Below are 25,943 nucleotides of genomic sequence, written 5' to 3'. Positions count from 1 at the left end.
GTCCCGCTGCTATCGCGGCGGCTAGCTCAATATGCCATGTGCGGCAGCCATGCCGCTGCGTATGGCCCCTTCCAAGGTAGCAGGGTAATCACTGGCGGTGTAGTCGCCAGCCAGCCACAGGGTCGGGTCGCTGGTGGTGTTTCCGGGGCGTTGCAGATTGGGGTAGCACGCGAAAGTGGCGCGTTTTTCTGCAATTACCCGGTGCCATAGCGGGGCAGGCAGGTTTGGCAAGCTGCGTTGAATCTCTTGCGCAACCGTGGTCGCCAATACATCCTGCGACCATGCCTCGTGTGGCCCTTCTGCACTCACGACGGCCGCCATCAGGCCATCCTGGCCACAGAGCAGACCACGGTCGAATAACCATTGTGTGGTGCTTCCTGCCATGCCCAGCATGGGCTTGGGTAGGTGCGTGCCGGCTGGGTAGCGCAGATAGACCGTATATATAGGCTGCCATGCCCAGTTTGCCAGCTGGGCCAATGGCGTGGCCAGTGCGGCAATGCCATCGGCCAACATGCCCAGCCGATGCGGGGGAAGGGCGATGACAACCTGCTGGAAAGGGAGCGTGCTGCGGTCAAGCTGCCAGCCGGCATTCGTCTTTTGCAGTTGTTTGATCATGGCTCCGGTATGGACTTTGCCGCCCAGCTGGCGCAGGTAGCGTGCTGCGGCGTCTGGGAAAACGGTGGACAAATCCACGCGCGGCAGCAGGAAGTCACTGGCAGCTCGGCTGGCTGCCAAGCTATCGCGCAGTACATTGAGCAGCACCTGAGCGCTGGCGGCGGCGATGGGGGTATTAAGCGCGGCCAGGGTCAGGGGTTCCCACAGACAGCGCACCAGTATTTTCGGTTGCCGGTTCGCCGCCAGCCATTGGGCCACGCTTTGGTCTTGCGCCAGCCGCCAGCCATTCAACCGGGCCTTGCCCATGAGCCGCACCGCAGCCCAGCGTTCTGCCCAGCTCAGCCCTTGCGCGCAGCATAGCCCGACCATGGTATGCATAGGCGCCGGCAGTCTTGGGCAAGCCAGTCGCATGGTGCGTTTTGGCCCTTCGAATACATCCAGCTCCATAGGGAGGCGGGCAAACACGTCCTGTTCGGCAACACCGGCTAGATGCAATAACCGTAATAGTTCGCGGTATGCGCCAATCGCCATGTGTTGACCATTGTCTAGCACCAGGCCTTCCACTTCGATACGTCTGGCTCGGCCGCCCAGAACCGGGCCAGCTTCAAATACTTCGACTTGTCGGCCGGCCAGCGCCAGCTCCATGGCAGCGGCCATGCCGGCGTAGCCGCCGCCGATAACAGCGACACGCACTAGATTTCTTCCCGGAAAATTTCCCGGTATAGCTCGGGGTAGCGTGCCAGCACCTGTCGTGCCCGGTCGGGTTTGATGGGGTGCAACGTGGTGATGAAATGCAAGTCGCCGTCCGGCTCGATGGCGACGAGTTCCAGAATAAAGAACAAGCGTCGTTCTGGCATGAAAAACAGCCAGGATGCCGAGCCATTGCCGTACTTGATAATATGGTTTTCTAACTCCAATAGGCGCTTCGAATTCTCGGCGCTATAGAGGAACAACTCGCTCGACCCATCCCCCCGCTCATAGTTGCGAGCGATGCGGAAGGTTTCCAGCGCTTGGCGCATCTTACGCCGCCGCACTGCAATACGATCGGCACGCCGCATTTCCTGCCAGCTGACAGCAATGATGGCGAAAATAACCAGCACGGCAAAGAACAGGAACCAAGGCGAGAAGGGGAGTTTGTCCATGGGCATCAGCCTAGGCGAACCACCAGGTTTTCCAGGCCAGCCACAGTTTGCGGATAGGGGTCAGGCTTAGTCGCTGATTCAGCACTTTGCCAGGGCCATCGGCCTTGATTTCTTCTAGGGTGGCGCGGTAGATGGCGGCCATGACAAGGCCGGCGCGCTGATGTTTACGGTCGGGTCGGGGTAGTATGGCAAGCGCCTCTTGGTAATAACCTTCTGCGCGTTCAATCTGAAATGCCATCAGTGACTTGAAGTTGTCGCTTTCGCGGTAGTGCTGGATATCGGCGGCGGGCACATTGAAGCGTTGCAGTTCGTCCACTGGCAGGTAGATGCGGCCACGGCGGGCATCCTCACCAACATCGCGGATGATATTGGTGAGTTGGAACGCCAGCCCCAGCTTTTCGGCATACACGTAGGTTTTATCGTCACTCACACCGAAAATACGCGCCGATAACAGCCCCACTACCGACGCGACGAGATAGCAATATTCCTGCAAATCCTTAAAACTGTTGTAGCGTGCTTGGGTGAGGTCCATCTCCATGCCGTCGATGATTTGCAGCAACTGCTCGCGCGGCAATTGTAAACGCGCCACGTGTGGCTGCAAGGCGCGTGTCACCGGGTGTTGGGGCGTGCCGGCGTACAGGTTGCCTACTTCACTGCGCCACCAGTTGAGTGTGGTGCGCGCCACATTTTCATCGTGGGTTTCGTCCACCACATCGTCTACCTCACGGCAAAAGGCGTAGAGCGCGGTAATGGCGCGGCGTGTTTCCAGTGGTAGGAAGCGGAAGCTGTAATAGAAGCTGGAGCCGCTCTGGGCGGCCTTGTCTTCGCAGTATTGATCGGGCGTCAAGTTGGGCCTCTGGTTTACAGCAGACGGGAACGGCGTAATTGTAACGTTTCCGTGGCTATATGGGCCCGATTTACCTAGGTGGATTTGCTGTGACTGATCCAGCTGACTCCGCTGATCACCAATCCCAAGCCCAACAACTGCGCCCAGGAGAACGGTTCTGCAAGAATCATCCAACCGAAGACGATGGTCAGCACAGGGCCGATGGTGCCCATGGCTGCAGCCTTACCAGCCCCCAGCAGCGCTACTGCACGGGCAGCCAACCAGATGGGCAGCACTGTCGAAAACAGTGCCATGGCCAATGCCCAGCCCCAGACAGCCAGTGGTAAGGTCATCAGGCTGCTGACGGGACGGACAAGCAGAAAATGCCCCAACACAAAACCGCTGGCCATGGCACCTGCCAGCCCGGCAAGCCGCATAGACCCGAGCTGCTTCACGTATCGACCGGTGCCCAGGTAGTAGGCAGAGAAGGTAAGGCTGGAGAGGAATACCCAGCCTGCACCGATCAACACTGCCATGCTGGCTTCGGTATGAACGAGGTCATGCCAAAAAGCGGCGAGCAGGCCCAGATAGGTGAGGACCATACCTACCCATAGCTTGCCGCTGATAGGTTTGCGATACCAGGCAGATTCCAGCAGCAATACCAGTGTGGGGTAGGTGAACAGGATGAGCCTCTCCAACCCGGCGGTAATGGTCTGCAGGCCGAGGAAGTCGAACAGGCTGGAGAGGTAGTAGCCCACCATGCCAAGCACCATCATGCCAAGCCAATCACGTCGTGATAGTGGTTCACCGCCGGCTTTGTGGATCAACCAGATAAAAGCAGGCAGCGCGAGCAACATACGCAGTGCCAAGAGGGTGATGGCATCGACAGGACCCGCCGCATAGGCGAGTTTGACGAAAATCGCTTTCAGCGAGAAACCCGCAGCAGCTAGCAGCGCCGCATTACGGCCATCCAGTAGCCAAGCCAAGACTTCTGGTTTTACGAAGGAGCTAGTATTAGGGGTTGAGGCAGCCATGGGTTTCGATATCTTCGTCAATGCCTTGGTATATGCCGCTATTGTCGTGATTCAGACACGATATGAGAATGCTTTATTCCTTGATTAGCCTTCGCAAATGACGAACCCTCTTTGTTTTGACTTGGCTGACGGAAGCTTTTTGTGGCTGTGCCCTTCGCTGAGCCGCTTTTTGAATGGCGCTGCTGCGTTGTTTGGGGGCAGTGACAGGCCTTAATCTGCGTATTTGCAGCCGAGCCACGCGTTTTGCTGCAATTGTCCGAGTTGTAGTGGCTGGTAGTCCCTATTTTTTATGTAATCCTTAAGTGACAGATAGCGCTGTGGCTTGCGGTACCTACTCATTGGCTTGCAAAGCCAGAACAATAGCTTTGTCAATTTTCTCTGCTACCTCTGCTAAATCACGTCTATCGCCGGAGTAATCAGTTTTATCTATCCATTCTTCCCGGCTTTTTTCTAATAACTTTATTACCGTAGTTCGATTATTTTCGGACATGATTCTATTTGCCGCATCTTCAATCTGGTCCCTTGTTATCTCAGTGCCTGAATTGTTTAATCGAATTAATTCTGCCTGTAACTCACTGGTTACTGCTTTTATCGCTTCCTTACGCAGTTCATGCTGGCTTCGCTCAAGAATGTTTGATTCTTCAGCATTCAGATTGGTCAAGACAACAGGCTGCTGCGCTAGTTTCCAATCCAAATTTTTTCTCGCCTCGATTAATGCGCTTTCTAATCGATGTGTATTCAGTTCCTTATGAATTTCATTAGGGTCTACTGAGATGTTGAGATAGGGCGCTAATAAACTCCAAAGAGGACGGGTAGCAAAAGGCGTCGTCACTCCAATTGCGAGTAAAGCGATGACACCAATGGCAATTAGGCCAGCCCCACCCGTTCCTATAATAAATCCAACTGTAGCACCAGCTATAGCCCCCACTGCCAGTGTTGACACCGCTGTAATCGCGACAAGCTTCACTTTGTCTAGCGGCGACGACTTACTCCACCACAAAGCAAGTTCGTTCCGATAACGCTGAAGAGCACCTAATTTCCCTGCTTCATAGGTATCTCGCACTATCGTGCCTACTTCGCGAATTGCTTGGCGCTGCAATATATATTGTGAAGCCTTCTTCAATCGATCAATTATGCCAGGGGATTGCTCATTAGATGTGCCCAACAAGGCGGAAATCAGAACTTCCATATCGCGATGTTTTTTGAGCACCTCTGAAAATTGTATTTCAGTATGCGTTTGCGCCATTCCAAAAACCCCCTGAATTGCCAATGCGGCGACGGAATTCACTCCCAAAGCGCCGCTAATGACGTTACCCAGCGTACCCGCTGCACTTATACTAGTTATCCCGTTGACCGTTCCAGCAATATAAGGGGCATAACCCGCAAAGTGTAGCAATGCCACCATGGCGGGTGGCATAGGCGTTATTTCTTTAACGCCTACTATAGGTGTACGAGTTCCGGATAGTGCATCGTTAATCAAGTTTGCAGTAGAACCACGGCTCCACGCTGTTGAAAATACCTCCTTAACTTGCGTGCTAAATCCAGCACCTACATTAGTCAATAAGCCAAATGAATGGGTCAGATTTTCACTTAGTGCCTGCATCTCACTAGGATGTGAAGTAGCCCATACCTTTAATTGATTTGGGCTAAATCCCAATTCTTCCAATAACGTACCCACGGGCTTAGATGTGTATCCTTTCAGCACGCTACCTAATTGTTCGTAGGCATCTTTAATTGTCATGCCTTGTAATGCCAATTGATGAGCCAGGATTAATTCCTGTGGTGACTCACGGTAGCTGCTAGACCACCAGCTGCGTGCAGGCAGCTTGCTTTCCAGCCACGCCGACCAACTAGCCTGCTCTGGATACCCATAACCAGACATTGCGCGTTGCTCTTCTCGTTGCAAAGCTAGCAATCCTACTTGAAACTCACAGTTGAGTTGGTCTATTAAGTCTCCACGCTTATATTCCTCTTTTGACAATTCACGAATTTTATCGGTGTTGTCTTTTAGTACTTTGACTCGAAGTTGGTACATTTCGTGATTGGTGGTCGATAAGCCTTGGATGATTTGCGACTGAGCACTTATTTTGGCCTGATCTACCTTTTTGTTTTGCTCATCCTGTAGCGTAGCGCTTGTTTTTAACTCCCTCACTAGAGTCAAATCATTCGAGGCAATTAAAATCTGCTTCAATATAGCCTGTTCAGCCTGCCCCATCTTTAATGCCATTTGTAATGGGTTGATTAGCTTGTCAACTGATATGCTTTGATCTTTGTCGTCTAAGCGTTTAATAACGCCACTCAACGCTTGGTTATAATTAGCTACTAGCTCAAACCGCTCAGTCAAGAATGCAGGATTCTGGTTGATTAGAGAAGATAAATCCTTCCTCGGGTCGACTGTATCTTCTGGAATGACATGCTGATCAAGCAGCTTTTGCTGTGCCTGCAAGCATTCCCGTGCCTGTAAACGTAACCGTATCAAATTAATAGTATCACTAGATTTTTCTAACGCAGAAAATTGGTCTAATGCGCCGTCTTGTAAATCAAGGTTATTGGGTTCGAAATTCTCTTCTTCAAAAGATAGTATGTCGTGCTTTTTAACCAGTTCGGAAGTTCTGGCTAACAGCATAAGATGACCATCCGTAAAATCGACTTGCCCATACTGTTGATAGTTTTCAGCATACTGTCGAGCAAGATCAACGGATTGAGAAATCGCTTCCTTTACTTCAATATTGTCTATGCTAAAAATGAAATTTTCATGGCCATTTACAGCATCGACTCGCATCAAACGATAATATTGTTCTAACTGCTGCACCAGTGTATTTCTATTCAACTCCGCCTTCTTGTAGGTAACCGAATCTTTATTCGACGAAATTTCTTCGTTTAACTTTGCAAGTACTCTTTCTCCTCCAGCAGCTAGTACATCAAGATATGCCGTGCCCAGCTTACTATTCTGCAGATCATGATAATTATCCGTTAATTGACTATAATATTCACCTGTATCGATAGACAACGACTTTTCTTGATCTTTTTTAAATGTCTCAAGCGACGGAGGTGGCTCAGGCATATTGGATGGAAGACTAGATAACGGATGAAATGCATTCAGCAATTCAATGGTTACATTGATATCTTTTGGAAATGGCACCCCATTCTTCATGAGACGCTCTAGCGCTTTAGGTACGTCACTGTCGTGAGATAGCTCGCACCTCAGTTGATGCAACCATAGTAAGTCATTGCCTAATAATTTGGGGCATTGTTGTGATACCTCTTCTTTTAGGTGAGCAATGGCTGTACGCAGCTGACTGCGAGTACCTTGTTCGGCTAACTCGATTTCCTTTACAGCCTCTTGGAGTTGAACAACACTATCACGCAAGTCGGGTATGATTGCAGTTATAAATGCAGAATCATTTTTTTGATTTTTGTAGTTAAGCGCAATATTATTATGGGCCAATAATTTGTTATTATTGTCTACATTGTCCAAATCTTGCAGCAATAGATGTAGGCTTTTCTCTGCCTTGACAATAAGATTGAATGCGCTTTGATTTGAAATGCCTATATCATTCAGATCTTTAAGTGCACCTAGTTGAGAGATTGAATTTGATACGGCTGCATTATATTTCACCACTGCTGCGTTTAGTGTGGTGATCTCTGTGTTCTTATCTGCACGTAGTCCTGTCCCTAAAATACCTTTCCAAATATCTAACTCTTTTAATCGCTGTGGGAATGTCAACTTGTCTAATTTTCTGATTGATAAATCAGACAAGAAATCTAAACGTGATGCAATGCTTGCTATATTTTTGCTCTCAGCATGAATATCTGTGTCCCATTTTGAAGTGGCCAACAGAGGTGATGCTATTGGCGTATATGATGCAGCAGAGCTGATGTTCTGGTTATTCTGTTTGGATTCTTCCAGGATATTCGATCCATCTTCTTCTATGCCTGAGGATTTCGGCTGCTCAGTTTCTGTCGTTGTAGGGTAATTTCTATAATTGATGGGATTATTGCTATAAACGATAGATTGGGTCATTTTATTTCCAATGCATAAAGTGGCTGCAACTTGTAGTCGGGGTGAAAAGGACTTTGTCATAATGACTTTGCCCCTTCCACTTAATTAACTTCAAATACAATTAGTCACCCGGTAGGGTATTCTTTATGCAGCGCATTGAAGCGATACGGTTGTGTGCTTGGCTTGGTGTGCATAGCGTTTTCCTATTGCCAGCAGAAATCCTGGGATTTGTTGACGTTTCGACCCAGAGATGATTTAGAACATATAATTAATCGAAATAGGCATCTTTCAAATTTTGCCAATAGGTATAAGAAATACACATTGTTCTGTAGGTATTCGATAGGGCTTTAGAAGTCACCCCTCTCTAAGAACCTGTCTAAAGTCTCGCGAGCTAAGGCAAGATAAGGCGAAAACAGCCGAGGAAGCAGAGTTTACAAGTGGTAAATGAGCATTCCGAGGGTGTTTTCAACGCCATATTGCCGACGCGCAGCAGACTTTAGACAGGTTCTAAGCACAATTTAGTGACTACTTTCTGGCCCAGACTCCACCATGCGACTAAAGAACGCGAAGCTAGACGGCGACCCACTGAAATCCATCGACAAGCCTTCGCCAATGACGAAACCTATTCGGTTTGATCTGCCCGATCTGAAGCTCTTTGCTGCTGTGGCTACAGCAGGTTCGCTTTCAAAAGGTGCGGCCAGCTTGCCTTTGGCGCTATCGGCCGCCAGTAGTCGGTTGCGGCAACTGGAGCATAGGCTGGGTTTGCACCTCTTTACCCGCCACGCGGGCGGTGTGCGGCTTACACCAGCAGGCGAGACATTGCTTGAACATGCACAGCGGATACTGCGAGCTGCGCAGGATGCCCAGCAGGCGATGAATTGCCTCAATGGCGAACAGCAAGAGTCCTTGCGTCTCTACGCCAATACCACAGCCAACAGTACGGTGTTGCCTGGCTTGTTGGGTCGATTCCTGGTTGATCGGCCCTACGTGAATGTGGCCCTGGTGGAGTGCCCCAGCCGTGAGGTGACTCTGGCTGTGGAACGTGGCGAAGCAGACTTGGGTGTCATTGACAGTGGTTTTGAGCCGCCGGGTTTGCTGACGTTGCCGATGAGGCATTATCGGTTGGCCGTATTGGTCGCGCCGCAACATGCATTGGCGCAACAGGCGGTAGTCAGCTTTCGTGAACTTACCCAGCATGATTTGGTGGGTTTGCCTGAAGCGAGCGCGATGCAGGGCTTCTTAAAGAAGATGGCCAGCCTTGCCGGTGTTGATCTACACATTCGCGCTCGTGCGCCCAGCTTTGCTGCGATTGCCCGGTTGGTAGCCAGTGGCGTGGGGGCTGCAGTCGTGCCTGAAAGCACGGGGTTGGATTACCGCGACACCATGGGCTTGGCTTTGGTGCCGCTGAGTGACGAATGGGCTGGGCGCGAATTGAAGCTATGCTTGCGCCCTTGGGAAAGCCAGCCAACCACGGTACGCGAGCTGGCGGCATTTCTGAGCGGCCTGGACTAACCCAACCAGCCGCTTGCGGCGCGTTTGACCCGATCGTTTACGGCCAGCCAATTGGCTTCTTGCGGTGGTGTTTCCAGCAGCAGGACGTCAAACTGGCCGTTATCGAACTGACGCAGCGTGGCGTACAAATCGCGAGCATAGGGCTCGGCCATCATTGGCATCGCATGCGCTGTCACGCCATGCACTGCTTTTAGCATGTGCGAACGATGTAGCAAGGCGATGCGTTCGCCGGTTTCGAGCCGCCGAGTAGCTTCGTTTTCCAATGCACCCAATGGGCCCACCAACAAAGGCGTACGCGGTGCATAGTGCGAGTCGAGCAAGCCCGAGACGCGCAGGTTGGCAGTACTGGGTTTTTCGTGATGGATCAGCTTTACGCCCAGCACGGCTTCAATCGCCTCGGCGGGGACGCCACCCGGGCGCAGCAGGGTAGGGTGTTCGCTCGTCAGGCCGACGATGGTCGATTCCACGCCAACCTGGCAGGGGCCACCATCCAATATCAAACCCAGCTTTTCACCAAACTCATTGAATACATGCTGTGCCGTGGTAGGGCTGACGTGGCCGAATTGGTTGGCCGAAGGCGCGGCAAGACCACCCCCAAAACGCTGGAGCAGTTCGTGTGTCAGCGGATGGGCCGGTGCACGAAGACCGACCGTATCCTGCCCACCCGTGACAGCATCAGGCACATGCGCTTTGCGTTGCAGAATCAACGTCAACGAGCCCGGCCAGAAGGCATCGGCCAGTTTCCATGCAGCATCGGGAATGTTTTGCGCCCAGTCCGAAAGTTGGTCACGCCCAGCAATATGCACAATCACAGGGTGGTCGGCGGGTCTGCCCTTCATGGCGAAAATCTTGGCGACAGCATCGGGCTGGCTGGCATCTGCGGCCAGCCCATAGACGGTTTCGGTTGGAATGCCGACCAACTCACCGGCTTTTAGCAAGGCGAGGGCTTGGTCGAGAGGGGAGGAGGAGGTTTGCATGGGGCTATTTTAACTGTCGGTGACATCGGCTACCTAATCAGTGGGCGATATCACCAGCTTGCGACATGTTGGGTGGAGTACGCATCCAGAACAGCAGGGGCAACATAAATATGATGGCGATGCCAAACAGCAGGTACAAATCGCTGAAGGCCAGCATCATGGCTTGCTTGTTGACTTGCATATTGATGACGGCATAGGCCTTCTGGGTGGCCATCGCCGCAGCTTCTCCCTTTTGTACGAACAGGTGGCGGAAAATGTCCAGGCGTTGCGCCATCGCGGTGTTGTCATTGGCTAAGTGTTCTACGAGGCCAGACCGCTTGATATCTTCAAACTTGCTCAGCAGGGTGGCCGAAAGGGCGATGCCCACGCTGCCACCAAGTTGCCGCACCAGGTTGTACAGGCCGGTGGCGTTAGGGATCTCCATCGGTTTGATGCGCGCCAGGGTGAGGTTGTTCAAGGGCATGAAGATCAAACCAAGTCCGAGGCCGCGCAATAGCAGGGGCCAGAAGAAATCGGCCATGCCTGATTCAGTGGTGAGTAGGTGGTGCCCCCACATGGCATACAAGAAGAGGCCGGCACCGATGGCGATAAGGGTATAGGCCGGCACCCCCCGCGCCATCAACTGGGCGGCAATCGGCATAGCGAAAGCGGCAGCCAAGGCAGATGGCAGTATGATCATGCCGGTTTGAAATGCATCAAATCCAATCAGTGTCTGGGCATAGACCGGGAAGAGGAAGATGGTGGAGAGCAGTGCCGCACCCAGGAAAAAGGTGAAGATCAAACCCGCAGAGAACTGCAGGTCCTTCATGATGCGCAGATTGACTATGGGGTGTTCGAATTCCAGCTCGCGGATCACGAAACCGATGAGGGCCAGGATGCTGGTGACCGTATAGGTGATGATTTCCGCTGATTCAAACCATTCCATGCGCTCGCCGCGCTCCAGCATCAGCTGCAGCGCACCGATGCCGATGGCAAGCAGAATCAAACCGATGTAGTCGATGGCGCCCACGGTTTTTCGGTGGGCCGAGTCGGGCACGAAGACCAATACCAGCAGCAGTGCGATAACGCCCAGCGGCAGGTTGATATAGAAGATCCAGGGCCAGGACCAGGTGTCGGTAATCCAGCCGCCTACTGTGGGGCCGAGCGAGGGGCCGAACATGATGCCCATGCCGAAGATCGCCATGGCGGTAGCCATTTCCTTGACGGGAAACACTTCGTACAAGGTGGCTTGTGCTGTGGCGATCAGGCCGCCGCCGCCCAGGCCCTGCACGATGCGCCAGAACACCAGCTCGCCCAACGTGGTCGCGTTGCCGCAAGCCCATGAAGCGATGGTGAACACCAGGATGGACAGCGCCAGATAGTTGCGCCGCCCAAACTGATTGGCCAAAAAGCCGGAGATGGGCAGCACGATGACGTTGGCGACGACATAGCCGATCGAGACCCAGGTGATTTCATCCAAGGTTGCGCCCAGGCTGCCCATCATATGGGGGATGGCGACGTTGACGATGCTGGTGTCGAGTAACTCCAGCACGCAGGCCAGGGTGACGGTCATGGCGATGACGAAGCGATTTTGGTAGATCGCATCGGGGTTGTTGCTGCGTAGCAGGCTGGGGAGGAAGGGCTTCATAGCGCGCAATCATGGTTGCCGAACATAATACTTGCTAAGAACCTGTTCAAAGTCTCGCGAGAGCTTGAGCGAGATAAGTCGAAAACGCTGGAGGAGGCGAAGTTTACGTAAGCGTAAATGAGCATTCCGTGGGTGTTTTCAACGCCGTATCGCCGACGCATAGCAGATTTTGAACAGGTTCTAAGGGCTAGCGTTTCTTCTTCTTTAGCCAGTACGGTTGTTCCTCGGCATAGCAATCGATATTCAGGTCACTTACCTTGGCCTGCATATGGTGCTGTGCGTCGAGCACCGCCTGGTTGTAAATGCTGGGCCCTATCTCTTCGACGATGAACTGCAACAGATGCTGGCCGGGCAGCGTGCCCAATGGTTGTTCCAGCTCGGTTTGAAAGTAACGTTGCAATGAGGCCAGCAGGGCATCCTCGACGCGTTTTTCCAGTTTTATGGTCATGGTTTTTTGATTCAGTGATTTGGGCGTGGGAGGGCTTGGCGCACAACCGGGCGGGTTTTTGCGCCGAGATACTCCCACGTCAGCAAGGTTGACTGACAAGTGATGGCCGCTGGGGGCCTTTGGCATATCAATGCAATCGAATGCTCGCCATCACGCTCATGCCTGGGCGCAAGGGGGTGGACTTGCTGTCAAAGGTGTCGAGTTTGACCTTAACAGGCACCCGTTGCACTACCTTGGTGAAGTTGCCGCTGGCGTTGTCGGGTGGCAGCAGGGCGAACTTGGCCCCGGTGGCCGGGCTGAAAGAGTCGACCTTGCCGGTAAAGGTTTTACCCGGATAGGCATCGACTTCAATTTCAACCGCTTGGCCTGTCTGGACACGCCCGACTTCGGTTTCCTTAAGGTTGGCGGTTACCCACACATCGTTGAGCGGCACCAGATACATCAGCGTCTGGCCCGCTTGCACCAATTGGCCGGTTTCGACGGATTTCTTGCTGGTCATGCCGGTGATGGGTGCAGTCACATGGGTATCGGCAAATTGAATGGCAGCCAAGTCGCGTTGAGCGCGTACGGATTCCACTTTGGCTTGCGCCGACTTCAAGCCCGCACCTGCTACGCCAATCTGTTTACCCGCAGCGGTGGCGGTATCCCGCGCCGTAATTAGCTGCGATTCGGCAACGCGGGCAGCGGTTTCGGCGGCGTCGAGCGCAGCGGCGCTGGTCATGCCCTTGGCAGCCAACGACTTGGCGCGTACCAGATCATTACGCGCACGTTCGGCATTGGCGGCAGACAGTGAAATGGCGGCTTGTGCGGCCGCGGCATTGGCTTGGCTGTAACTCAGTTGCGCACCCGCCTGGCCTCCGCCATCACGGCTGCCGGCGTTGGAAAGTGCAATCTGCAGGTCGGCCTCGGCTTGGCTCAATCGAGCGGCATAGTCGCGATCATCGATCTTGATCAGCATACCGCCAGTGGTGACTTCTTCGTTGTCGGTGATATGGACGCTTTTCACATAGCCTGTGACCTTGGCGGCAATCGGCACGATATGGCCTTCCACCTGGGCATTGTCGGTTTCGACAAAGGTGCGTCCATGCCACCAGTGGTAGCCAATCCAGCCACCGACACCGAGAAGCGCCAAGGTGAAGATGACACGGGCTTTGTTTTGTTTTTTTTCGGAGGGGGTATCACTCATGAAACGCTCTTTCTTATTATCTAGCAGCCATGGAGCCATGGCGGGGAAACGTACTGCGTTGCAGTATGCCTAGCGCGATGCCAGGCCTTGCATCATCAATTCATAGTGAAAGCGGGCGAACGCTTTCAGGTCTACTGGTTCGGTATCGCAAAGCGAGAAGCTCTGTTTCCAGACCTTGATCAGCATCAAGGGGGAGATCACCGCGCGGGTTGCCATGACCGGGTCGACCGGACGGAATTCGCCGGCATCAATGCCACGCTGGATCACCGTGGCGAACAGCTTACGGCTCCGCATCACGACCTCCTCGACGTAAAACCTGGCGAGGTCGGGGAAATTGCTTGCTTCCGCAATCATCAATTTGGAGATACCGGTAGAAGCTGAATACTCCATGCGGTCGGCCCAGCGCTCCAATAGTATCCAGAGCAATTCTGCCCAGGTGCCCTGGTGATCGGCCAGCAAGTGCTCGCCCGATTCGATATTGGGCAATATGGTTTCGCGCACTACCGCCTTGAAGAGTTCTTCCTTGTTGGCGAAGTACAGATAGACCGTCCCTTTGGTGACACCGGCCTGCGTAGCCACATCGTCGAGCCGGGTGGCGGCAAAGCCTTTGTCGACAAACAAGGTCAGGGCGGCTTCGATAATTTCCGCGGGGCGCGCATCTTTACGGCGTTGCCAGCGAGGTTGATTGGTGTCCATGATTACTCCCTGCTAATGACTCTTTGGTAATTTATTACTTAATGAACAGAAGGTCAACAAAATGCAGCCGGCAGCTGTTGGTTTTGCCACCATCTGTTCAATCGGTGCCTAGTATCAATTTTTACTAATTATGCGTCACTAGTCACGTCATTAACTGGCAAAATGATGGGTAAGCGCACCGTAAGATGTTGATTAAAAAAATGACTTGGATGGTTGACGAAAGCAGAAGGGGCTAGGAAGAGGGCGCGATGGTGGCATGATTTGCGCCAATTCTATGGTGCAGCCACGCCCAGTGTTTCTCGTCTTGTACATGAAAGGCTGGCGTAATCGCGTTTTGCGCCAGGATCTCAATTGGGTAAATTCTGGGTGACTCGGCTTCCGTTGTGAGCAGGTATTGGCGCTTGGACTAAATCAGGAAGTCCTATTGATGAGGCTAAGGGCAATAGAACGTCCACCTCATCCGTTCATATGCAAGCGGGTACTGGGGTTACATTTGCTGTCGTAAATCGCCGGTCAGGGTTATCGCAGCTTGGTATTGGGTTTGCATAAGCATGCCGCTGGCGAGCCATCACATCGACGGCTATCTCTATGATGTGGGTATGTATTTAATCAGGGGTGTCGAAGTACAGATTGCGCGTAAGCGGCTGCGGATTGGATATGGAACGGGAGGATATAGAGAGTGACTTATGCTCGAAACCATGCCTTGCTGGATTCAGCGTTGTTGGTTACGGTGCCCCCGGTGAGTTTCCTAAGTTTAGTTAGGTCGCTACTTTGGCTGTATCTGCAACTATTCTGCGCTTTGAACACCCTATAAAACCTGAGCTTGTCGTCATATTTGGATAAATTACGCGCGTTGTTGTTTTCCACCGAATTACCCGAGACTGAACCGCAATGTTGTGGAAGCCCGTTTCAATGAGAGTCTGATCGTGCCTTGATTGATATGAATATGTTCCAGATCGACCAAAGACCTCTGTTTGGGTCACCCACCCTGTTGGTGCTGGGAAACGAGCGGGATGTGCCAAAGCTGATTCATCGTGTGTGGCGTGTTGCCCAGGCCTTGTATGCGCACCTCATGAGCCGCGCGATGCGGGGATGGTCACAGAGGGCGTGCCATGAATCCGCTTAATTTGGAGGGCATGCCTTCAGTATTGTTGGACCCCAATCTGCCTGCGGGTCCGCCACAAAGGCCGTTACTTCGTAAACCGTTATTCCGGCGGATTCGCACTCCCTTGCTATGTGCATTGATTGCATTGTTCTTATCTGGCTGCGGCAGCAATCCCGTCAAAACAAGTGTACGTCCCAAGCCACCCGATACTTCACTGGCACGTATTGAAGTCAATGATGCGGGCCGAGAGATTGTGATGTACGCACTGGGTTTGCTTGATGTCGGTTATGTGTTTGGTGGTAAGAACCCTGAAGCGGGCCTCGACTGCAGCGGTATGGTGAGTTTCATCTATCACAATGCGATTGGCCTCAAGCTTGCCGGCAGCGCCGCGGACATGGCTCGTAAGGGCCGCCCGGTGGCGCGGGATGCATTACAGGCTGGGGACTTGGTGTTCTTCAACACCATGAACAAATCCTTTTCGCACGTGGGTATTTATATCGGTGATGACAAATTTATTCATGCGCCGAGCAGCAAAGGCAAAATCCGTATCGAAAGCATTAAGACCAAGTACTTTGCCACGCGTTATGAAGCGGGTAGAAGCTATTTCGCTGGTTGATATTTCTCAATGCAAAACAGGGAGCATTCGCTCCCTGTTTTGTTTACCAACTATACGTAGCAAGTAGAGTCAGGCTTTATCCCCGTGACTGGTCTCCACCATGACCAGCTCCACACGCGCAGGTGCAGAAGTGTCGAGCGGCTTCACATCGCTACGGCGGCGGCGTGTGGCAGCTTCCACTTTGATCTCCACGGGCTCGAAAGACTTCAGCTGCGTGTTGACCTGCACCATGCCCGTATCTTCAGGCCGGCCGATTTCCAACGGGGCCTGTCCTGGACGAGGTTGGACAATAGGAGCTGGGCTGACTTCCACTACCGGTGCTTTTACTGCAGGCAACAACGGCGCAATGGTTGCCACAGGTACGGGTACTTCATGCAAAGCGGGGGGTGTAACAGCTTCCACTTTGGCTGGCGCTTCCGCTATTACAGTGGGGGGGGCTACCTGGGCAATCGCCTCCGTTGCCATGGGTACCACCTCCACCATGGGTGTAGCCTCAACTGGTTTTAGAGCCGGCTTGGCTTCCTCTGCTACCGGGGCGGCAGTCATTTCCACAGGCGAAGACCTGGGGACGGTAGCGGCTTCCACTACAGGGGAGGGTGTCACAAGGGCTGGTGTTTCGATCGTGTTTGCGACGGTCGACTCAGCGGGCGCGTTCTCTCCGGCCTCTGCATTTTCACCTAAAGACGGTTGGCTATCATTGCGATCGCTACGGCCACCACGACGGCCACGACGGCGACGACCTCGGCCCTCACTGCCATCCATGGCTTCGGCATTATTGCTATCGGTCGGCAGTAGTTCCTGCTGACTTGGCTCGGTAGCGTTGACGAAGTTGGCATCGGCCTTAGTTTCGAATTTGGCCTCCGCTACCGGACGTGGCTGACGCTCTTGGCGTGGTTCGCGCTCCGTACGTGGCTCACGTTCCGGACGCGGTTCGCGCTCAGCCTTCGGTTCCCGCGGTTCACGTTCTGGCCGCGGTTCGCGTTCATTGCGTGGCTCACGCTGTTCGCGAGGTTGACGTGGTTCGCGTTCCGGCTTGGCTTCCTGGTTCTCGCGCGGGGGGCGTGGCTCACGCGCTTCGTTCTGTGGACGCTCGTTACGGTTATCCTGGCGGTCTGACTTGGGCTCACCGCGTGGACGTGACTCGCGTGATGGGCGTGGCTGTTCGTCTTCCTCAATACGTGGCTTGCCACCGGGACGACGCTCTTCATTGCGGCGTGGCTCGTTACGCGTCTCGGCATTGCGTTCGCTGTTGTTACGCTCACGACGGCCTTCATTGCGGCGACTGTTGTTGCGTTCGCGCCCGCCAGTCTTGTTGGCAGGGGTAGGCTGCTTCACTTCTTCGACCTTGTCGCCCGTAAAGAAACGCACAATACGGTCGAACAGCGATGGCTGGGCCGGTTCTGCGATTGTCTTTTCGACAGCAACTGGAGCGGGTTGCGTAGGTGTAATGCCCTTGACGGCGGCTTCCTGCCGCGGCTTGGCTGGCTCCACATCCTTGCCGTGGTTGTGTGCTTCCTCTACCGGCGCCTCCATCATTTTGTAGGAAGGCAGTACTTCCTCGATATGGTTCAGGTCGTCATGGCGCAGGCGAGCCAATTGGTAGTTCGGTGTTTCCAGATGGATGTTGGGGATCAACACCACACTGACCTTCAGGCGTGACTCCACCGAGAAAATCTCGGCGCGTTTTTCATTAAGCAGGAAGGTAGCGACATCGACTGGCACCTGAACATGGATAGCGCCCGTGTTTTCCTTCATCGCCTCTTCCTGGATGATGCGCAGGATATGCAAAGCGGAAGATTCGGTGCCACGGATAAAGCCGGTGCCATGGCAGCGTGGACAAGGTTGATGGGCGGTTTCGCCCAGTGATGGCTGCAGGCGTTGGCGCGATAGTTCCATCAGGCCAAAGCGTGAAATCTTGCCGGTTTGAACGCGGGCGCGGTCGTGGCGCAGGGCATCGCGCAAGCGGTTTTCCACTTCGCGCTGGTTGCCGGCTTTTTCCATATCGATAAAGTCGACCACGATCAAACCACCCAGGTCGCGCAGGCGTAGCTGGCGGGCGATTTCGTCGGCGGCTTCCAGATTGGTGCGGGTCGCGGTTTCTTCGATATCACCGCCCTTGGTGGCGCGGGCAGAGTTCACATCTACCGAAACCAGGGCTTCGGTATGGTCGATGACAATCGCGCCGCCTGACGGCAGACCAACTTCGCGCGAGAAAGCGGTCTCGATCTGGTGTTCGATCTGAAAGCGCGAGAATAACGGGACATCGTCTTTGTAGAGCTTTACCCGATTCACAAAGCCGGGCATCACATGGCTCATGAACTGCTGGGCTTGCTCGTAGACGAATTCGGTATCGATCAGAATTTCACCGATATCGGGCTGGTAGTAGTCGCGAATGGCGCGGATGACCAAGCTGCCTTCCTGATAGATCAGGAATGGGCCCTTTTGGGCGTTGCCGGCATTTTCGATGGCGCGCCATAGCTGCAGCAGGTAGTTCAAGTCCCACTGCAACTCTTCGGCGCTGCGGCCGATGCCGGCAGTGCGGGCGATGATGGACATGCCGCTTGGCACATCGAGCTGGTCCATCGTGGCGCGCAATTCCTGGCGTTCTTCGCCTTCAATGCGGCGCGAAACGCCACCGCCTCGTGGGTTATTCGGCATCAATACCAGATATCGGCCGGCCAACGAGATAAAGGTGGTCAGGGCTGCGCCCTTATTGCCACGTTCATCCTTTTCAACCTGGACGATCAGCTCCATGCCTTCTTTTAGCGCGTCCTGGATGCGCGAACGACTATCGGCGCCTTCCTTGAAATAGGCGCGGGCAACTTCTTTGAAGGGGAGAAAACCGTGGCGATCAGTGCCGTAATCCACAAAGCACGCTTCGAGAGAAGGTTCGATGCGGGTAATGATGGCTTTGTAGATGTTGCTTTTACGTTGTTCTTTGCCAACAGTCTCGATATCGAGATCGATGAGCTTTTGGCCGTCGACGATCGCGACACGTAGCTCTTCAGCCTGTGTCGCATTGAACAGCATGCGTTTCATGTTTTGTTCTCCCGCCGCCGGACAGACAGGGGCGAACACACCGACGGGATTGACCGTCGAGGGAACAATTCAGACGTTGGGGCGTTGCGTTTTCTTGTGCAAGGCAAAAAGTCCTGTGGTTCCGTGCTTTCGTCGTGGCCGAGATGTCGTTGCCGCGCGCGGGTGTGTTCTAACGATTACGGGCAGGCCTCTTTAACTTGTATGGGCTTGCCAGCGGGTGTCCGGTGAAGCGTATTTGTCACTTTGTGTCGTCGTTGCTTGGCGGTGAACGACGTTAACCGCACCGGCTTGATGGTCTTTCCTGTGCTTATCCCGTGCAGTGAAGGCACTAGCGTCCGTCTTGCGCACCAGGTGCGACCGGAGTTCGGGTAGCACGGCAAGAGAGATGAAGACGCGGGGAAAAGAGCGGGAAAGACCGCGCGAGCCGGTCGCGCATGAGATAATCCGCTTTTTTGAGGCCGTTGCCGGGTTGGCAAGCGGCCGGAAAACAGGGCGGCGGCTGGTCTTGTTTTCTCATTTCGGCATCGCCCTCTGGGCGTGGCCGCATGCATTGCGCAAGACCGCCAGAGTATATGACAAGATGGATAATACGAGCAAAGTTTCCTACCTAACTGTTGGTGAAGAAGAAGCGGGCCAACGTCTGGACAATTTTCTACTGAAACACCTTAAGGGGGTGCCCAAGTCGCTGGTCTACCGGATTGTTAGATCGGGTGAGGTCAGGGTGAACAAGGGACGGGCTGATGTCACCTATCGCGTAGTGGTGGGTGACCAAATACGAATTCCGCCCTTGAGACTGCCGGAACCTGGTGCCAAGCCCAGCCAGGCAAGCATGGCGCGTGGGCCGGAACTGCCTATTCTGTTTGAGGATGAGGCTTTGTTGGTGATTGATAAACCGGCGGGTTTAGCGGTGCATGGTGGCAGTGGTGTCAGCTTTGGGGTGATTGAGCAGCTGCGTGCCCAACGCCCGCAAGCCAAATTTCTTGAGTTGGTCCATCGGCTTGATAGAGAGACCTCCGGCCTGTTGCTGATCGCAAAAAAGCGCAGCGCGTTGGTGGCGTTGCATGAAATGCTGCGTACCGACCGAGGCATGGATAAACGCTACCTAGCGCTGGTGCAGGGGCAATTTCCCGATGCGCGCCGGCATGTACGGTTCAAGCTGCAGAAATACGTGACGGCCGAGGGAGAGCGTCGGGTTGCCGTAACGCCAGACGGCCAGGAGTCGCATACGGTATTCAACCGCAAGGAACGTTATGCATTGTCGACGTTGCTGGAGTGTGAACTGAAAACAGGGCGTACCCATCAAATACGTGTCCATTGCGCGCAATCGGGTTTCCCGATTCTTGGGGATGACAAGTATGGGGACTTCGCCTTGAACAAGCGATTGCCAAAGGAAGGCCTCAAGCGCATGTTTCTGCATGCATGGCGATTAAGTTTGAATCATCCGCTTACTGGGGTGCCTTTGAAGCTTGAAGCGCCGTTGCCCGTTGAGTTGCAAACTTATTTAAACAGTCTGGATGCATTAAATGGCTGAACGTTTTGATCTGCTGGTTTTTGATTGGGATGGCACACTTGCTGATTCGACCGGCCTGATCGCCCAATCGATTCAGGTGGCGTTTGCCGAAGCGGGCCTGTCGGTTCCGAACAGGGAGGCGGCAAACTATGTGATCGGTTATGGCTTGCATGAAGCCATGCAGTACTTAGCACCGCAGGCCAGCGCCAGCGAGGTGGTGGCTGTGGTTGAGGCGTACAAAGCCCACTATCTGTCACGTGACGGCGCCATTTTATTGTTCGATGGTGTCGCAGACGCATTGGCGCGCTACAAGGCCGCGGGCCATGTGTTAGCGGTGGCGACGGGTAAGTCGCGTCGTGGGTTGGACCGGGTACTCGAACAAACCGGCCTGGGTGTCTATTTCGACATGACTCGCTGTGCTGATGAGTGCCATTCCAAGCCGCATCCGCAGATGTTGGAGGAGATCGGCAGTTCGCTCATGGTGCCGGCTGGGCGTACTGTGATGATAGGTGACACCACGCATGATCTGCAGATGGCGATCAATGCGGGCGTAGCGGGCCTGGGTGTCAGTTATGGTGCGCATCCCAAAGAAAACTTGGCTGAGTTGACGCCACTGGGTTTGTTCGACAGCTTTCACGAGCTGGATGCCTGGCTACACCAGCATGCTTGAGCGACGTTGGCGCATCTGTGCAAGCGATGAGCTGCCCGATGCGGGTTTAGGAAAGCGTTTTCAGGCGGAATGGCAAGGCATACCCGCGCCTGCTTTTGTGGTGCGATGGGCGGGGACAGTGCATGGCTACTTGAATGAATGTGCCCACATTCCGATTGAGCTTGATTGCAACGAGGGTGATTTCTTTGACCTTAGTCGTAGCTATTTGATCTGTTCGACTCACGGCGCTTACTATAAGCCTGATACGGGGTTTTGCCTCGGCGGGCCATGCAAAGGTAAGCGGCTAACAAAATTGAAGGTCGTGGAGGAGGGTGGAGAAGTGTTTTTCTTGCCCGACGTCCGGCCATAACTTTTATTTTTTTATGTAGATTGGATACCCCTTTTTATGAGCGAGCAGCAAAACCCGAATTGGGAGCGTCAGGTGCTGGAAAACCTGGTGTTGGCAACCCTCAAAGAACAAAGAAAAAGTAGAAATTGGCGGATTTTCTTCCGCTTTGTTGGCTTCACTTGGCTTTTCCTATTGTTGGCCATGATAGTGACTTGGCACAACGCCAAGGCAACGGAAGCCAAAAGTACAGGGCCGCATACAGCCTTGATTGATGTGAAAGGTGTCATTGCGGCTGGGGGGGAGGTCGACGCGGATTCAGTGATGGAAGGACTGCGCAATGCCTTCAAGGACCGAAATACCAAGGGGGTTGTTCTACGTATCAACAGCCCGGGCGGTAGTCCTGTGCAGGCTGGCCAGATTGCTGATGAAATCCGTCGTTTGCGTAAGCTCAACCCGACGATACCCTTGTATGTCGTGGTTGATGATATCTGTGCATCGGGTGGTTATTACGTCGCCGCTGCTGCGGACAAAATCTACGTCGATAAAGCCAGCCTCGTTGGCTCGATTGGTGTATTGATGGATGGCTTTGGCTTTACCGGCACCATGGAAAAGCTGGGGGTGGAACGCCGCTTGATCACCGCAGGGGAAAATAAAGGCTTTCTGGACCCGTTTTCACCACAAAGCACCACACAACTTGATTATGCGCACAAGATGCTTGATGAAGTGCATCAGCAATTCATCAAGGTAGTACGCGATGGCCGTGGCAAGCGCTTGAAGGAAACGCCCGATATGTTTTCGGGTTTGGTCTGGAGCGGCGAGAAGAGCATAGAGCTTGGCCTTGCCGACGGGTTTGGAAATGCCGACAAAGTCGCACGTGAAGTGGTGAAGGCGGAAGACATTGTTGACTTTACGCCACGCGACGACTGGACCCAGCGGTTTGCCCGTACGTTAGGCGCATCGGCAGGCGCCCAGTTGGGCAGTAGCTTCAATCTGCGTCTAAAGTAAGCAGGATGGCTGGCCGACAAACCATGTCGGCTGGTCACTTCTTACGGAGGGCGGCATGGCGCGCAGGCAGATGCATGAAGAGCATGAAAACCATGAACGTTGGCTGGTTTCCTATGCTGACTTCATTACGCTGTTGTTTGCGTTTTTTGTGGTCATGTACGCCATCTCCCAGATTAATGAAGGTAAGTACCGGGTGTTGTCCAGCTCGCTTACCGTTGCCTTCAGCAAGCCCGATTCCACCTCCGATTCGGTCATCAAATCTGAACCCAATGGCAATAATCAATCGGTGATTGAGTTGCCTTATCGCCAGCGCCGGGAAGCACAGCAGGTACAGCAACTGGTGCAAGAGCGTGCGAAGCAGACCGAAGCCATGAAGGATATGGCGGTTGATCTGAAAAAAGGACTCGCTGATTTGATTGATAACGGCCAAGTTCGGGTTACCGAGAGCAAGCGGGGCATTGCCATTGAGGTCAATGCCAGTTTGTTGTTTCCTGTGGGGTCGGCGACGCTTGATACCCGTTCTGCAGAATCACTGGCGGGTATTGCCCGCAAATTGTCGGGTGCTGAAAACCTGATCCAGATCGAGGGCTATACCGATAACGTGCCTATCAGCTCCCCACAGTTTCCGTCCAATTGGGAGCTGTCGGCGGCGCGTGCCGGCACGGTTGTGCGGGTGTTTGAAGCCAATGGCGTGGCGGCACGGAGATTGGTTGCGCTGGGCTATGGCGAAAACCGTTCGGTTGAACCCAATGAGACGACCGAAGGACGTGCACGTAATCGACGCGTCACGATTCAAATCCTGGCCGATAGCAAAGATGAGGTAGCAACCTTGCCGATACCGGACGGACCTGTCCAGGCAAAACCGGCCCCGTAAAAACTGGTGTATTGCCCAGGCGCACACCGACGGTGTTGTAAACCTGCACGCTGACAGCCCGATTTGGCTGGCCAGATACCGTTGGGCGTAAAAAATCTCGGACTATTTATGCCTTACCTAGCGAGCCGCCAGGGCGGGATAGTTTCGCCTGGCCGTAAGCGTCGTAGGATAAGGTCGCGCTTTGGGTATTTTGCAGCAAGGTCATCAGTTGTTGATTTTGCTGGTGGCGTGTCTCAATGAGCTTTCCGTTGGTCTGATTAAGCGCATTGGCATGCCGGGCTGCCTGGATCAGTTCACTCCAGATATTGGCCAGCACTGGCCAGACATCTTCCGGAAGGTTGCGTACTCGCTGTAGCGCGTGTGGTGGATCGGGCGAGAGCTCAACGCCATTGATGTCAAACAGGCGTTTGCGTTCGCGAGCCAGGCTTTCCAGGGACTGTGCACGGGCGGTTTTTTGTTTGGCGTACTCAATCAAGTCAGACAAGGCGTTGTTGATCAGGGCCTGCTGCTCTTGCTCGAGCAATTCGACGAAGCCCAGTAGTTCTGCGTGTTCGTTTTGTAGGAGGGACAGCAGCGGTGAAGGCAGCATAAGGTAGGGCCTGTCTCGTTGGGCTGGTGAGTGGTGGGGAGCATAAAAGCAAAGCCGGCCACCAGATGGTCTGGTGACCGGCGTTATGTAGTATATGCCGTGCTGCGCTTTTGAGTCAGGACTTGCCTAGCAACTCTTTGACGCTGGCCATCACCTTGTCTGCAATGGCGTCAGGATTGATGGTAAAGCGCCCCTCTGCGATGGCTTGGCGGATCTCATTGACTTTGGCTTCGTCAATGACAGGTTGCTTGCCCAGATTTACTTCAAGTGAAGCCAGACGAGCGCTGAAAGCCGTAATATCAACATTGTCGCTACGGACATCGCCCCCGTTGCTTCCCTCGGCGGTTTGCTTGTTTGCCGCCCGCGCTTCAGCCCGCGCTAACGTCGCGCTTAGGGGCCTACCGGAGTTGTCGACTTTCATGGTGAATCCTTTCACTGGCTACTTCGGCCAGGTCCTGTCACTGGAGCTTACCCGCCTTATCGGCATGACTGTGTAGAACTTTAAGAAAATTATGCAAAATCTGCACGTTTATATTGACAGCACAGCGTCTATCTTGGCGTCCGCGAGGCATTTCAGCTAGATTCCATGACAACCTAGAGATTTTTTGGAGATTACTAAAGATGCTAGTTGTTACGCCACGCTTTGGCGCCCTTGATATCGATGAAAGTTCGCTGATTACTTTTCCAGCGGCCTTGCCGGGTTTTGATACCTGTAAGCGTTTCAAGTTGCTGCACGAGGATGTGCCGGACCCCAAGGTATTGTGGATGCAATCCCTCGACGAAGCAGACTTGGTAATCAGCGTTATCGACGCCAAATCGTTGGGCTTGCACTATCAACTCACACTAAGTGATGAGGAGTGCGAGCAAATTGCGTATACCGGCGAGCAGGATCTGGTGCTCTTGTTGACCTTAACCAAAGTGGGCGGTGGCGACAAAATACAAGCCAATACTCAGTCGCCAATTATATTAAATTTGGCTAGCAGGCTGGCGCTCCAAAAAGGTGGCGTCCGCGCCGAGATTGTGTTTACCAACGAATAAGTCCCGGACGGCTGCTCGAAAGCCTCGTTTGTCAATCTTGCGGGGAGGCGCTAATTCGCCATAATGGCGCACTTTTCGCCGTTACGTCCGGCTTTACCGGAGATCGTTCGCACTCAATGTGCGACACCCGAGCATGAAAACCACTTTCCTAGATTTTGAACAACCGATTGCCGAGCTAGAAGGCAAGATTGAAGAACTCCGCTATGTACAAGATGATTCGGCGGTAGATATTTCGGTCGAAATCGACCATTTGCAAAAAAAGAGCCAGGAGCTGACACGGGGTATTTACGCCAAGCTGACCCCTTGGCAGATATCCCAGGTTTCCCGCCATCCGCAGCGCCCTTACACCCTCGACTATGTGCGGGAAATCTTTACGGATTTCGAAGAACTGCATGGCGACCGCAGCTTTGCCGACGACCGCGCCATTGTGGGTGGTCTGGCCCGACTGAATGGCCAGGCTTGCATGGTGATTGGCCATCAAAAGGGGCGGGATACGAAGGAGAAGATTCTTCGTAATTTTGGTATGCCACGTCCGGAGGGCTATCGAAAGGCATTGCGCTTGATGCGCCTGGCCGAGAAATTCGGCCTCCCTATCTTTACGTTTGTGGATACGCCGGGTGCCTACCCTGGCGTTGGGGCGGAAGAGCGCGGCCAGTCTGAAGCGATTGGCCGTAACCTCTATGAGATGACGCGTTTGCGGGTGCCTGTGGTGGTCACTATCATTGGCGAAGGCGGGTCTGGCGGTGCGTTGGCGATTGCCGTAGGTGATCAGGTGCAAATGTTGCAGTATTCGACTTATTCTGTGATTTCCCCAGAGGGTTGTGCGTCCATTCTATGGAAGAGTGCCGACAAAGCACCGGAAGCTGCCGAGACCTTGGGTATTACCGCCCCACGGCTGAAGGCTCTGGGTTTGATCGACAAGGTGGTGGCGGAACCTGTTGGCGGGGCGCATCGTGATACGCAAGCCATGATGGTGAGCATGCGCAAGGCATTGCAGGATGCATTGAAGAATTTACAGGACAAGCCGATTGATGCACTGCTGAACAGCCGTTTCGATCGCCTGATGGCGCATGGAAAATTCAAGGAAGTCGCCGCTGTCTGAT

Annotated in this window: 22 protein-coding genes; 9 read left to right on the top strand and 13 right to left on the bottom strand. The window is 53.7% G+C overall.

What is annotated here, in order from left to right:
• Positions 1-21 precede the first annotated feature (21 nt).
• The 5 genes from hpnE to CSQ89_RS02835 all read right to left on the bottom strand — a co-directional run bounded on the left by hpnE (position 22) and on the right by CSQ89_RS02835 (position 7,641).
• A complete protein-coding gene (gene hpnE, locus CSQ89_RS02855) occupies positions 22-1,308 on the bottom strand; it encodes a hydroxysqualene dehydroxylase HpnE (RefSeq protein ID WP_139022901.1) in 1,287 nt (428 codons plus the stop codon).
• Positions 1,308-1,757 (bottom strand): protein BatD, encoded by a 450-nt coding sequence (locus tag CSQ89_RS02850; protein ID WP_139022902.1) that lies wholly within the window; start codon positions 1,755-1,757, stop codon positions 1,308-1,310. Before CSQ89_RS02850 ends, hpnE begins: the two co-directional genes overlap by 1 nt.
• A 10-nt stretch (positions 1,758-1,767) precedes the next feature.
• Positions 1,768-2,604 carry a presqualene diphosphate synthase HpnD gene (hpnD, locus tag CSQ89_RS02845; protein WP_099404682.1) on the bottom strand — a complete coding sequence of 279 codons (837 nt, stop codon included), beginning with the start codon at positions 2,602-2,604 and terminating at the stop codon, positions 1,768-1,770.
• 74 nt (positions 2,605-2,678) lie between these two features.
• Positions 2,679-3,617, bottom strand: coding sequence for a DMT family transporter (locus CSQ89_RS02840; RefSeq protein ID WP_099404681.1), 939 nt, complete (start codon positions 3,615-3,617; stop codon positions 2,679-2,681).
• A gap of 331 nt (positions 3,618-3,948) precedes the next feature.
• Positions 3,949-7,641: a hypothetical protein gene (locus tag CSQ89_RS02835; protein WP_099404680.1), complete on the bottom strand. Its 3,693-nt coding sequence runs from the start codon at positions 7,639-7,641 to the stop codon at positions 3,949-3,951.
• Between the two features lie 528 nt (positions 7,642-8,169).
• Here CSQ89_RS02835 and CSQ89_RS02830 point away from each other — a divergent pair.
• Positions 8,170-9,132 (top strand): LysR substrate-binding domain-containing protein, encoded by a 963-nt coding sequence (locus tag CSQ89_RS02830; protein ID WP_099404679.1) that lies wholly within the window; start codon positions 8,170-8,172, stop codon positions 9,130-9,132.
• On the opposite strand, the gene CSQ89_RS02825 is transcribed toward CSQ89_RS02830, so the two are convergent.
• The 5 genes from CSQ89_RS02825 to CSQ89_RS02805 all read right to left on the bottom strand — a co-directional run bounded on the left by CSQ89_RS02825 (position 9,129) and on the right by CSQ89_RS02805 (position 14,066).
• Complete coding sequence (locus CSQ89_RS02825) at positions 9,129-10,109, bottom strand: L-threonylcarbamoyladenylate synthase (RefSeq protein ID WP_099404678.1); 981 nt, start codon at positions 10,107-10,109, stop codon at positions 9,129-9,131. The genes CSQ89_RS02830 and CSQ89_RS02825 overlap by 4 nt on opposite strands.
• Before the next feature lie 37 nt (positions 10,110-10,146).
• On the bottom strand, positions 10,147-11,736 hold the full coding sequence (locus CSQ89_RS02820) for a DHA2 family efflux MFS transporter permease subunit (protein ID WP_099404677.1): 1,590 nt from the start codon (positions 11,734-11,736) through the stop codon (positions 10,147-10,149).
• Positions 11,737-11,923: 187 nt separating this feature from the next.
• A complete protein-coding gene (locus CSQ89_RS02815; RefSeq protein WP_099404690.1) occupies positions 11,924-12,184 on the bottom strand; it encodes a DUF2164 domain-containing protein in 261 nt (86 codons plus the stop codon).
• A gap of 127 nt (positions 12,185-12,311) precedes the next feature.
• Positions 12,312-13,370: an HlyD family secretion protein gene (locus CSQ89_RS02810; RefSeq protein WP_158228881.1), complete on the bottom strand. Its 1,059-nt coding sequence runs from the start codon at positions 13,368-13,370 to the stop codon at positions 12,312-12,314.
• 69 nt (positions 13,371-13,439) lie between these two features.
• Positions 13,440-14,066 (bottom strand): TetR/AcrR family transcriptional regulator, encoded by a 627-nt coding sequence (locus CSQ89_RS02805; RefSeq protein ID WP_099404675.1) that lies wholly within the window; start codon positions 14,064-14,066, stop codon positions 13,440-13,442.
• Between the two features lie 1,112 nt (positions 14,067-15,178).
• Between CSQ89_RS02805 and CSQ89_RS02800 the strand changes: the two genes are divergently transcribed.
• A complete protein-coding gene (locus tag CSQ89_RS02800; protein WP_233202943.1) occupies positions 15,179-15,787 on the top strand; it encodes a C40 family peptidase in 609 nt (202 codons plus the stop codon).
• Between the two features lie 69 nt (positions 15,788-15,856).
• Here CSQ89_RS02800 and CSQ89_RS02795 read toward each other — a convergent pair whose 3' ends face one another.
• Complete coding sequence (locus tag CSQ89_RS02795; RefSeq protein ID WP_099404673.1) at positions 15,857-18,826, bottom strand: Rne/Rng family ribonuclease; 2,970 nt, start codon at positions 18,824-18,826, stop codon at positions 15,857-15,859.
• 580 nt (positions 18,827-19,406) lie between these two features.
• On the opposite strand from CSQ89_RS02795, the gene CSQ89_RS02790 reads away from it, so the two are divergent.
• Genes CSQ89_RS02790 through motD form a run of 5 tightly spaced genes read left to right on the top strand, consistent with a single transcriptional unit; the run spans position 19,407 to position 23,213 of the window.
• A complete protein-coding gene (locus CSQ89_RS02790; protein ID WP_099404689.1) occupies positions 19,407-20,357 on the top strand; it encodes an RluA family pseudouridine synthase in 951 nt (316 codons plus the stop codon).
• Positions 20,350-21,006, top strand: a complete 657-nt coding sequence (locus tag CSQ89_RS02785; RefSeq protein ID WP_099404672.1) for an HAD-IA family hydrolase — start codon at positions 20,350-20,352, stop codon at positions 21,004-21,006. The genes CSQ89_RS02790 and CSQ89_RS02785 overlap by 8 nt, the downstream gene beginning before the upstream one ends.
• On the top strand, positions 20,999-21,355 hold the full coding sequence (locus CSQ89_RS02780) for a Rieske (2Fe-2S) protein (RefSeq protein ID WP_233202942.1): 357 nt from the start codon (positions 20,999-21,001) through the stop codon (positions 21,353-21,355). The genes CSQ89_RS02785 and CSQ89_RS02780 overlap by 8 nt, the downstream gene beginning before the upstream one ends.
• Before the next feature lie 36 nt (positions 21,356-21,391).
• Entirely contained in the window at positions 21,392-22,339 is a 948-nt protein-coding gene (locus CSQ89_RS02775) for a S49 family peptidase (protein WP_099404670.1), read from the top strand.
• Positions 22,340-22,394: 55 nt separating this feature from the next.
• Positions 22,395-23,213, top strand: a complete 819-nt coding sequence (gene motD / locus CSQ89_RS02770) for a flagellar motor protein MotD (RefSeq protein WP_099404669.1) — start codon at positions 22,395-22,397, stop codon at positions 23,211-23,213.
• Positions 23,214-23,319: 106 nt separating this feature from the next.
• Here motD and CSQ89_RS02765 read toward each other — a convergent pair whose 3' ends face one another.
• Together CSQ89_RS02765 and flgM are read right to left on the bottom strand one after the other, a co-directional pair.
• Complete coding sequence (locus CSQ89_RS02765; RefSeq protein WP_099404668.1) at positions 23,320-23,802, bottom strand: flagella synthesis protein FlgN; 483 nt, start codon at positions 23,800-23,802, stop codon at positions 23,320-23,322.
• A 115-nt stretch (positions 23,803-23,917) separates the two neighbouring features.
• On the bottom strand, positions 23,918-24,223 hold the full coding sequence (flgM, locus tag CSQ89_RS02760; RefSeq protein WP_099404667.1) for a flagellar biosynthesis anti-sigma factor FlgM: 306 nt from the start codon (positions 24,221-24,223) through the stop codon (positions 23,918-23,920).
• Positions 24,224-24,423: 200 nt separating this feature from the next.
• Here flgM and fliW point away from each other — a divergent pair, with 200 nt between their 5' ends.
• Positions 24,424-24,840, top strand: a complete 417-nt coding sequence (gene fliW / locus CSQ89_RS02755; RefSeq protein ID WP_099404666.1) for a flagellar assembly protein FliW — start codon at positions 24,424-24,426, stop codon at positions 24,838-24,840.
• 133 nt (positions 24,841-24,973) lie between these two features.
• Positions 24,974-25,942 (top strand): acetyl-CoA carboxylase carboxyltransferase subunit alpha, encoded by a 969-nt coding sequence (locus tag CSQ89_RS02750; protein ID WP_099404665.1) that lies wholly within the window; start codon positions 24,974-24,976, stop codon positions 25,940-25,942.
• Position 25,943: the final 1 nt, after the last annotated feature.

This window comes from Chitinimonas sp. BJB300 (assembly GCF_002735695.1).
Taxonomy (GTDB): domain Bacteria; phylum Pseudomonadota; class Gammaproteobacteria; order Burkholderiales; family Chitinimonadaceae; genus Chitinimonas.
Note: the sequence above shows the minus strand (reverse complement) of the source record. Positions and strands in the feature narration are given on the sequence as shown.

Excerpts from the sequence above, each read along its gene's own strand:
- CSQ89_RS02820 (WP_099404677.1), bottom strand. The coding sequence starts at position 11,736 with ATGAAGCCCTTCCTCCCCAGCCTGCTACGCAGCAACAACCCCGATGCG.
- CSQ89_RS02840 (WP_099404681.1), bottom strand. The coding sequence starts at position 3,617 with ATGGCTGCCTCAACCCCTAATACTAGCTCCTTCGTAAAACCAGAAGTC.
- CSQ89_RS02830 (WP_099404679.1), top strand. The coding sequence starts at position 8,170 with ATGCGACTAAAGAACGCGAAGCTAGACGGCGACCCACTGAAATCCATC.
- flgM (WP_099404667.1), bottom strand. The coding sequence starts at position 24,223 with ATGAAAGTCGACAACTCCGGTAGGCCCCTAAGCGCGACGTTAGCGCGG.
- motD (WP_099404669.1), top strand. The coding sequence starts at position 22,395 with ATGGCGCGCAGGCAGATGCATGAAGAGCATGAAAACCATGAACGTTGG.
- CSQ89_RS02795 (WP_099404673.1), bottom strand. The coding sequence starts at position 18,826 with ATGAAACGCATGCTGTTCAATGCGACACAGGCTGAAGAGCTACGTGTC.
- CSQ89_RS02805 (WP_099404675.1), bottom strand. The coding sequence starts at position 14,066 with ATGGACACCAATCAACCTCGCTGGCAACGCCGTAAAGATGCGCGCCCC.
- CSQ89_RS02815 (WP_099404690.1), bottom strand. The coding sequence starts at position 12,184 with ATGACCATAAAACTGGAAAAACGCGTCGAGGATGCCCTGCTGGCCTCA.
- CSQ89_RS02785 (WP_099404672.1), top strand. The coding sequence starts at position 20,350 with ATGGCTGAACGTTTTGATCTGCTGGTTTTTGATTGGGATGGCACACTT.
- CSQ89_RS02790 (WP_099404689.1), top strand. The coding sequence starts at position 19,407 with ATGGATAATACGAGCAAAGTTTCCTACCTAACTGTTGGTGAAGAAGAA.
- CSQ89_RS02800 (WP_233202943.1), top strand. The coding sequence starts at position 15,179 with ATGAATCCGCTTAATTTGGAGGGCATGCCTTCAGTATTGTTGGACCCC.
- CSQ89_RS02765 (WP_099404668.1), bottom strand. The coding sequence starts at position 23,802 with ATGCTGCCTTCACCGCTGCTGTCCCTCCTACAAAACGAACACGCAGAA.
- CSQ89_RS02825 (WP_099404678.1), bottom strand. The coding sequence starts at position 10,109 with ATGCAAACCTCCTCCTCCCCTCTCGACCAAGCCCTCGCCTTGCTAAAA.
- CSQ89_RS02835 (WP_099404680.1), bottom strand. The coding sequence starts at position 7,641 with ATGACCCAATCTATCGTTTATAGCAATAATCCCATCAATTATAGAAAT.
- CSQ89_RS02780 (WP_233202942.1), top strand. The coding sequence starts at position 20,999 with ATGCTTGAGCGACGTTGGCGCATCTGTGCAAGCGATGAGCTGCCCGAT.
- CSQ89_RS02775 (WP_099404670.1), top strand. The coding sequence starts at position 21,392 with ATGAGCGAGCAGCAAAACCCGAATTGGGAGCGTCAGGTGCTGGAAAAC.
- CSQ89_RS02750 (WP_099404665.1), top strand. The coding sequence starts at position 24,974 with ATGAAAACCACTTTCCTAGATTTTGAACAACCGATTGCCGAGCTAGAA.
- fliW (WP_099404666.1), top strand. The coding sequence starts at position 24,424 with ATGCTAGTTGTTACGCCACGCTTTGGCGCCCTTGATATCGATGAAAGT.
- CSQ89_RS02810 (WP_158228881.1), bottom strand. The coding sequence starts at position 13,370 with ATGAGTGATACCCCCTCCGAAAAAAAACAAAACAAAGCCCGTGTCATC.
- CSQ89_RS02850 (WP_139022902.1), bottom strand. The coding sequence starts at position 1,757 with ATGGACAAACTCCCCTTCTCGCCTTGGTTCCTGTTCTTTGCCGTGCTG.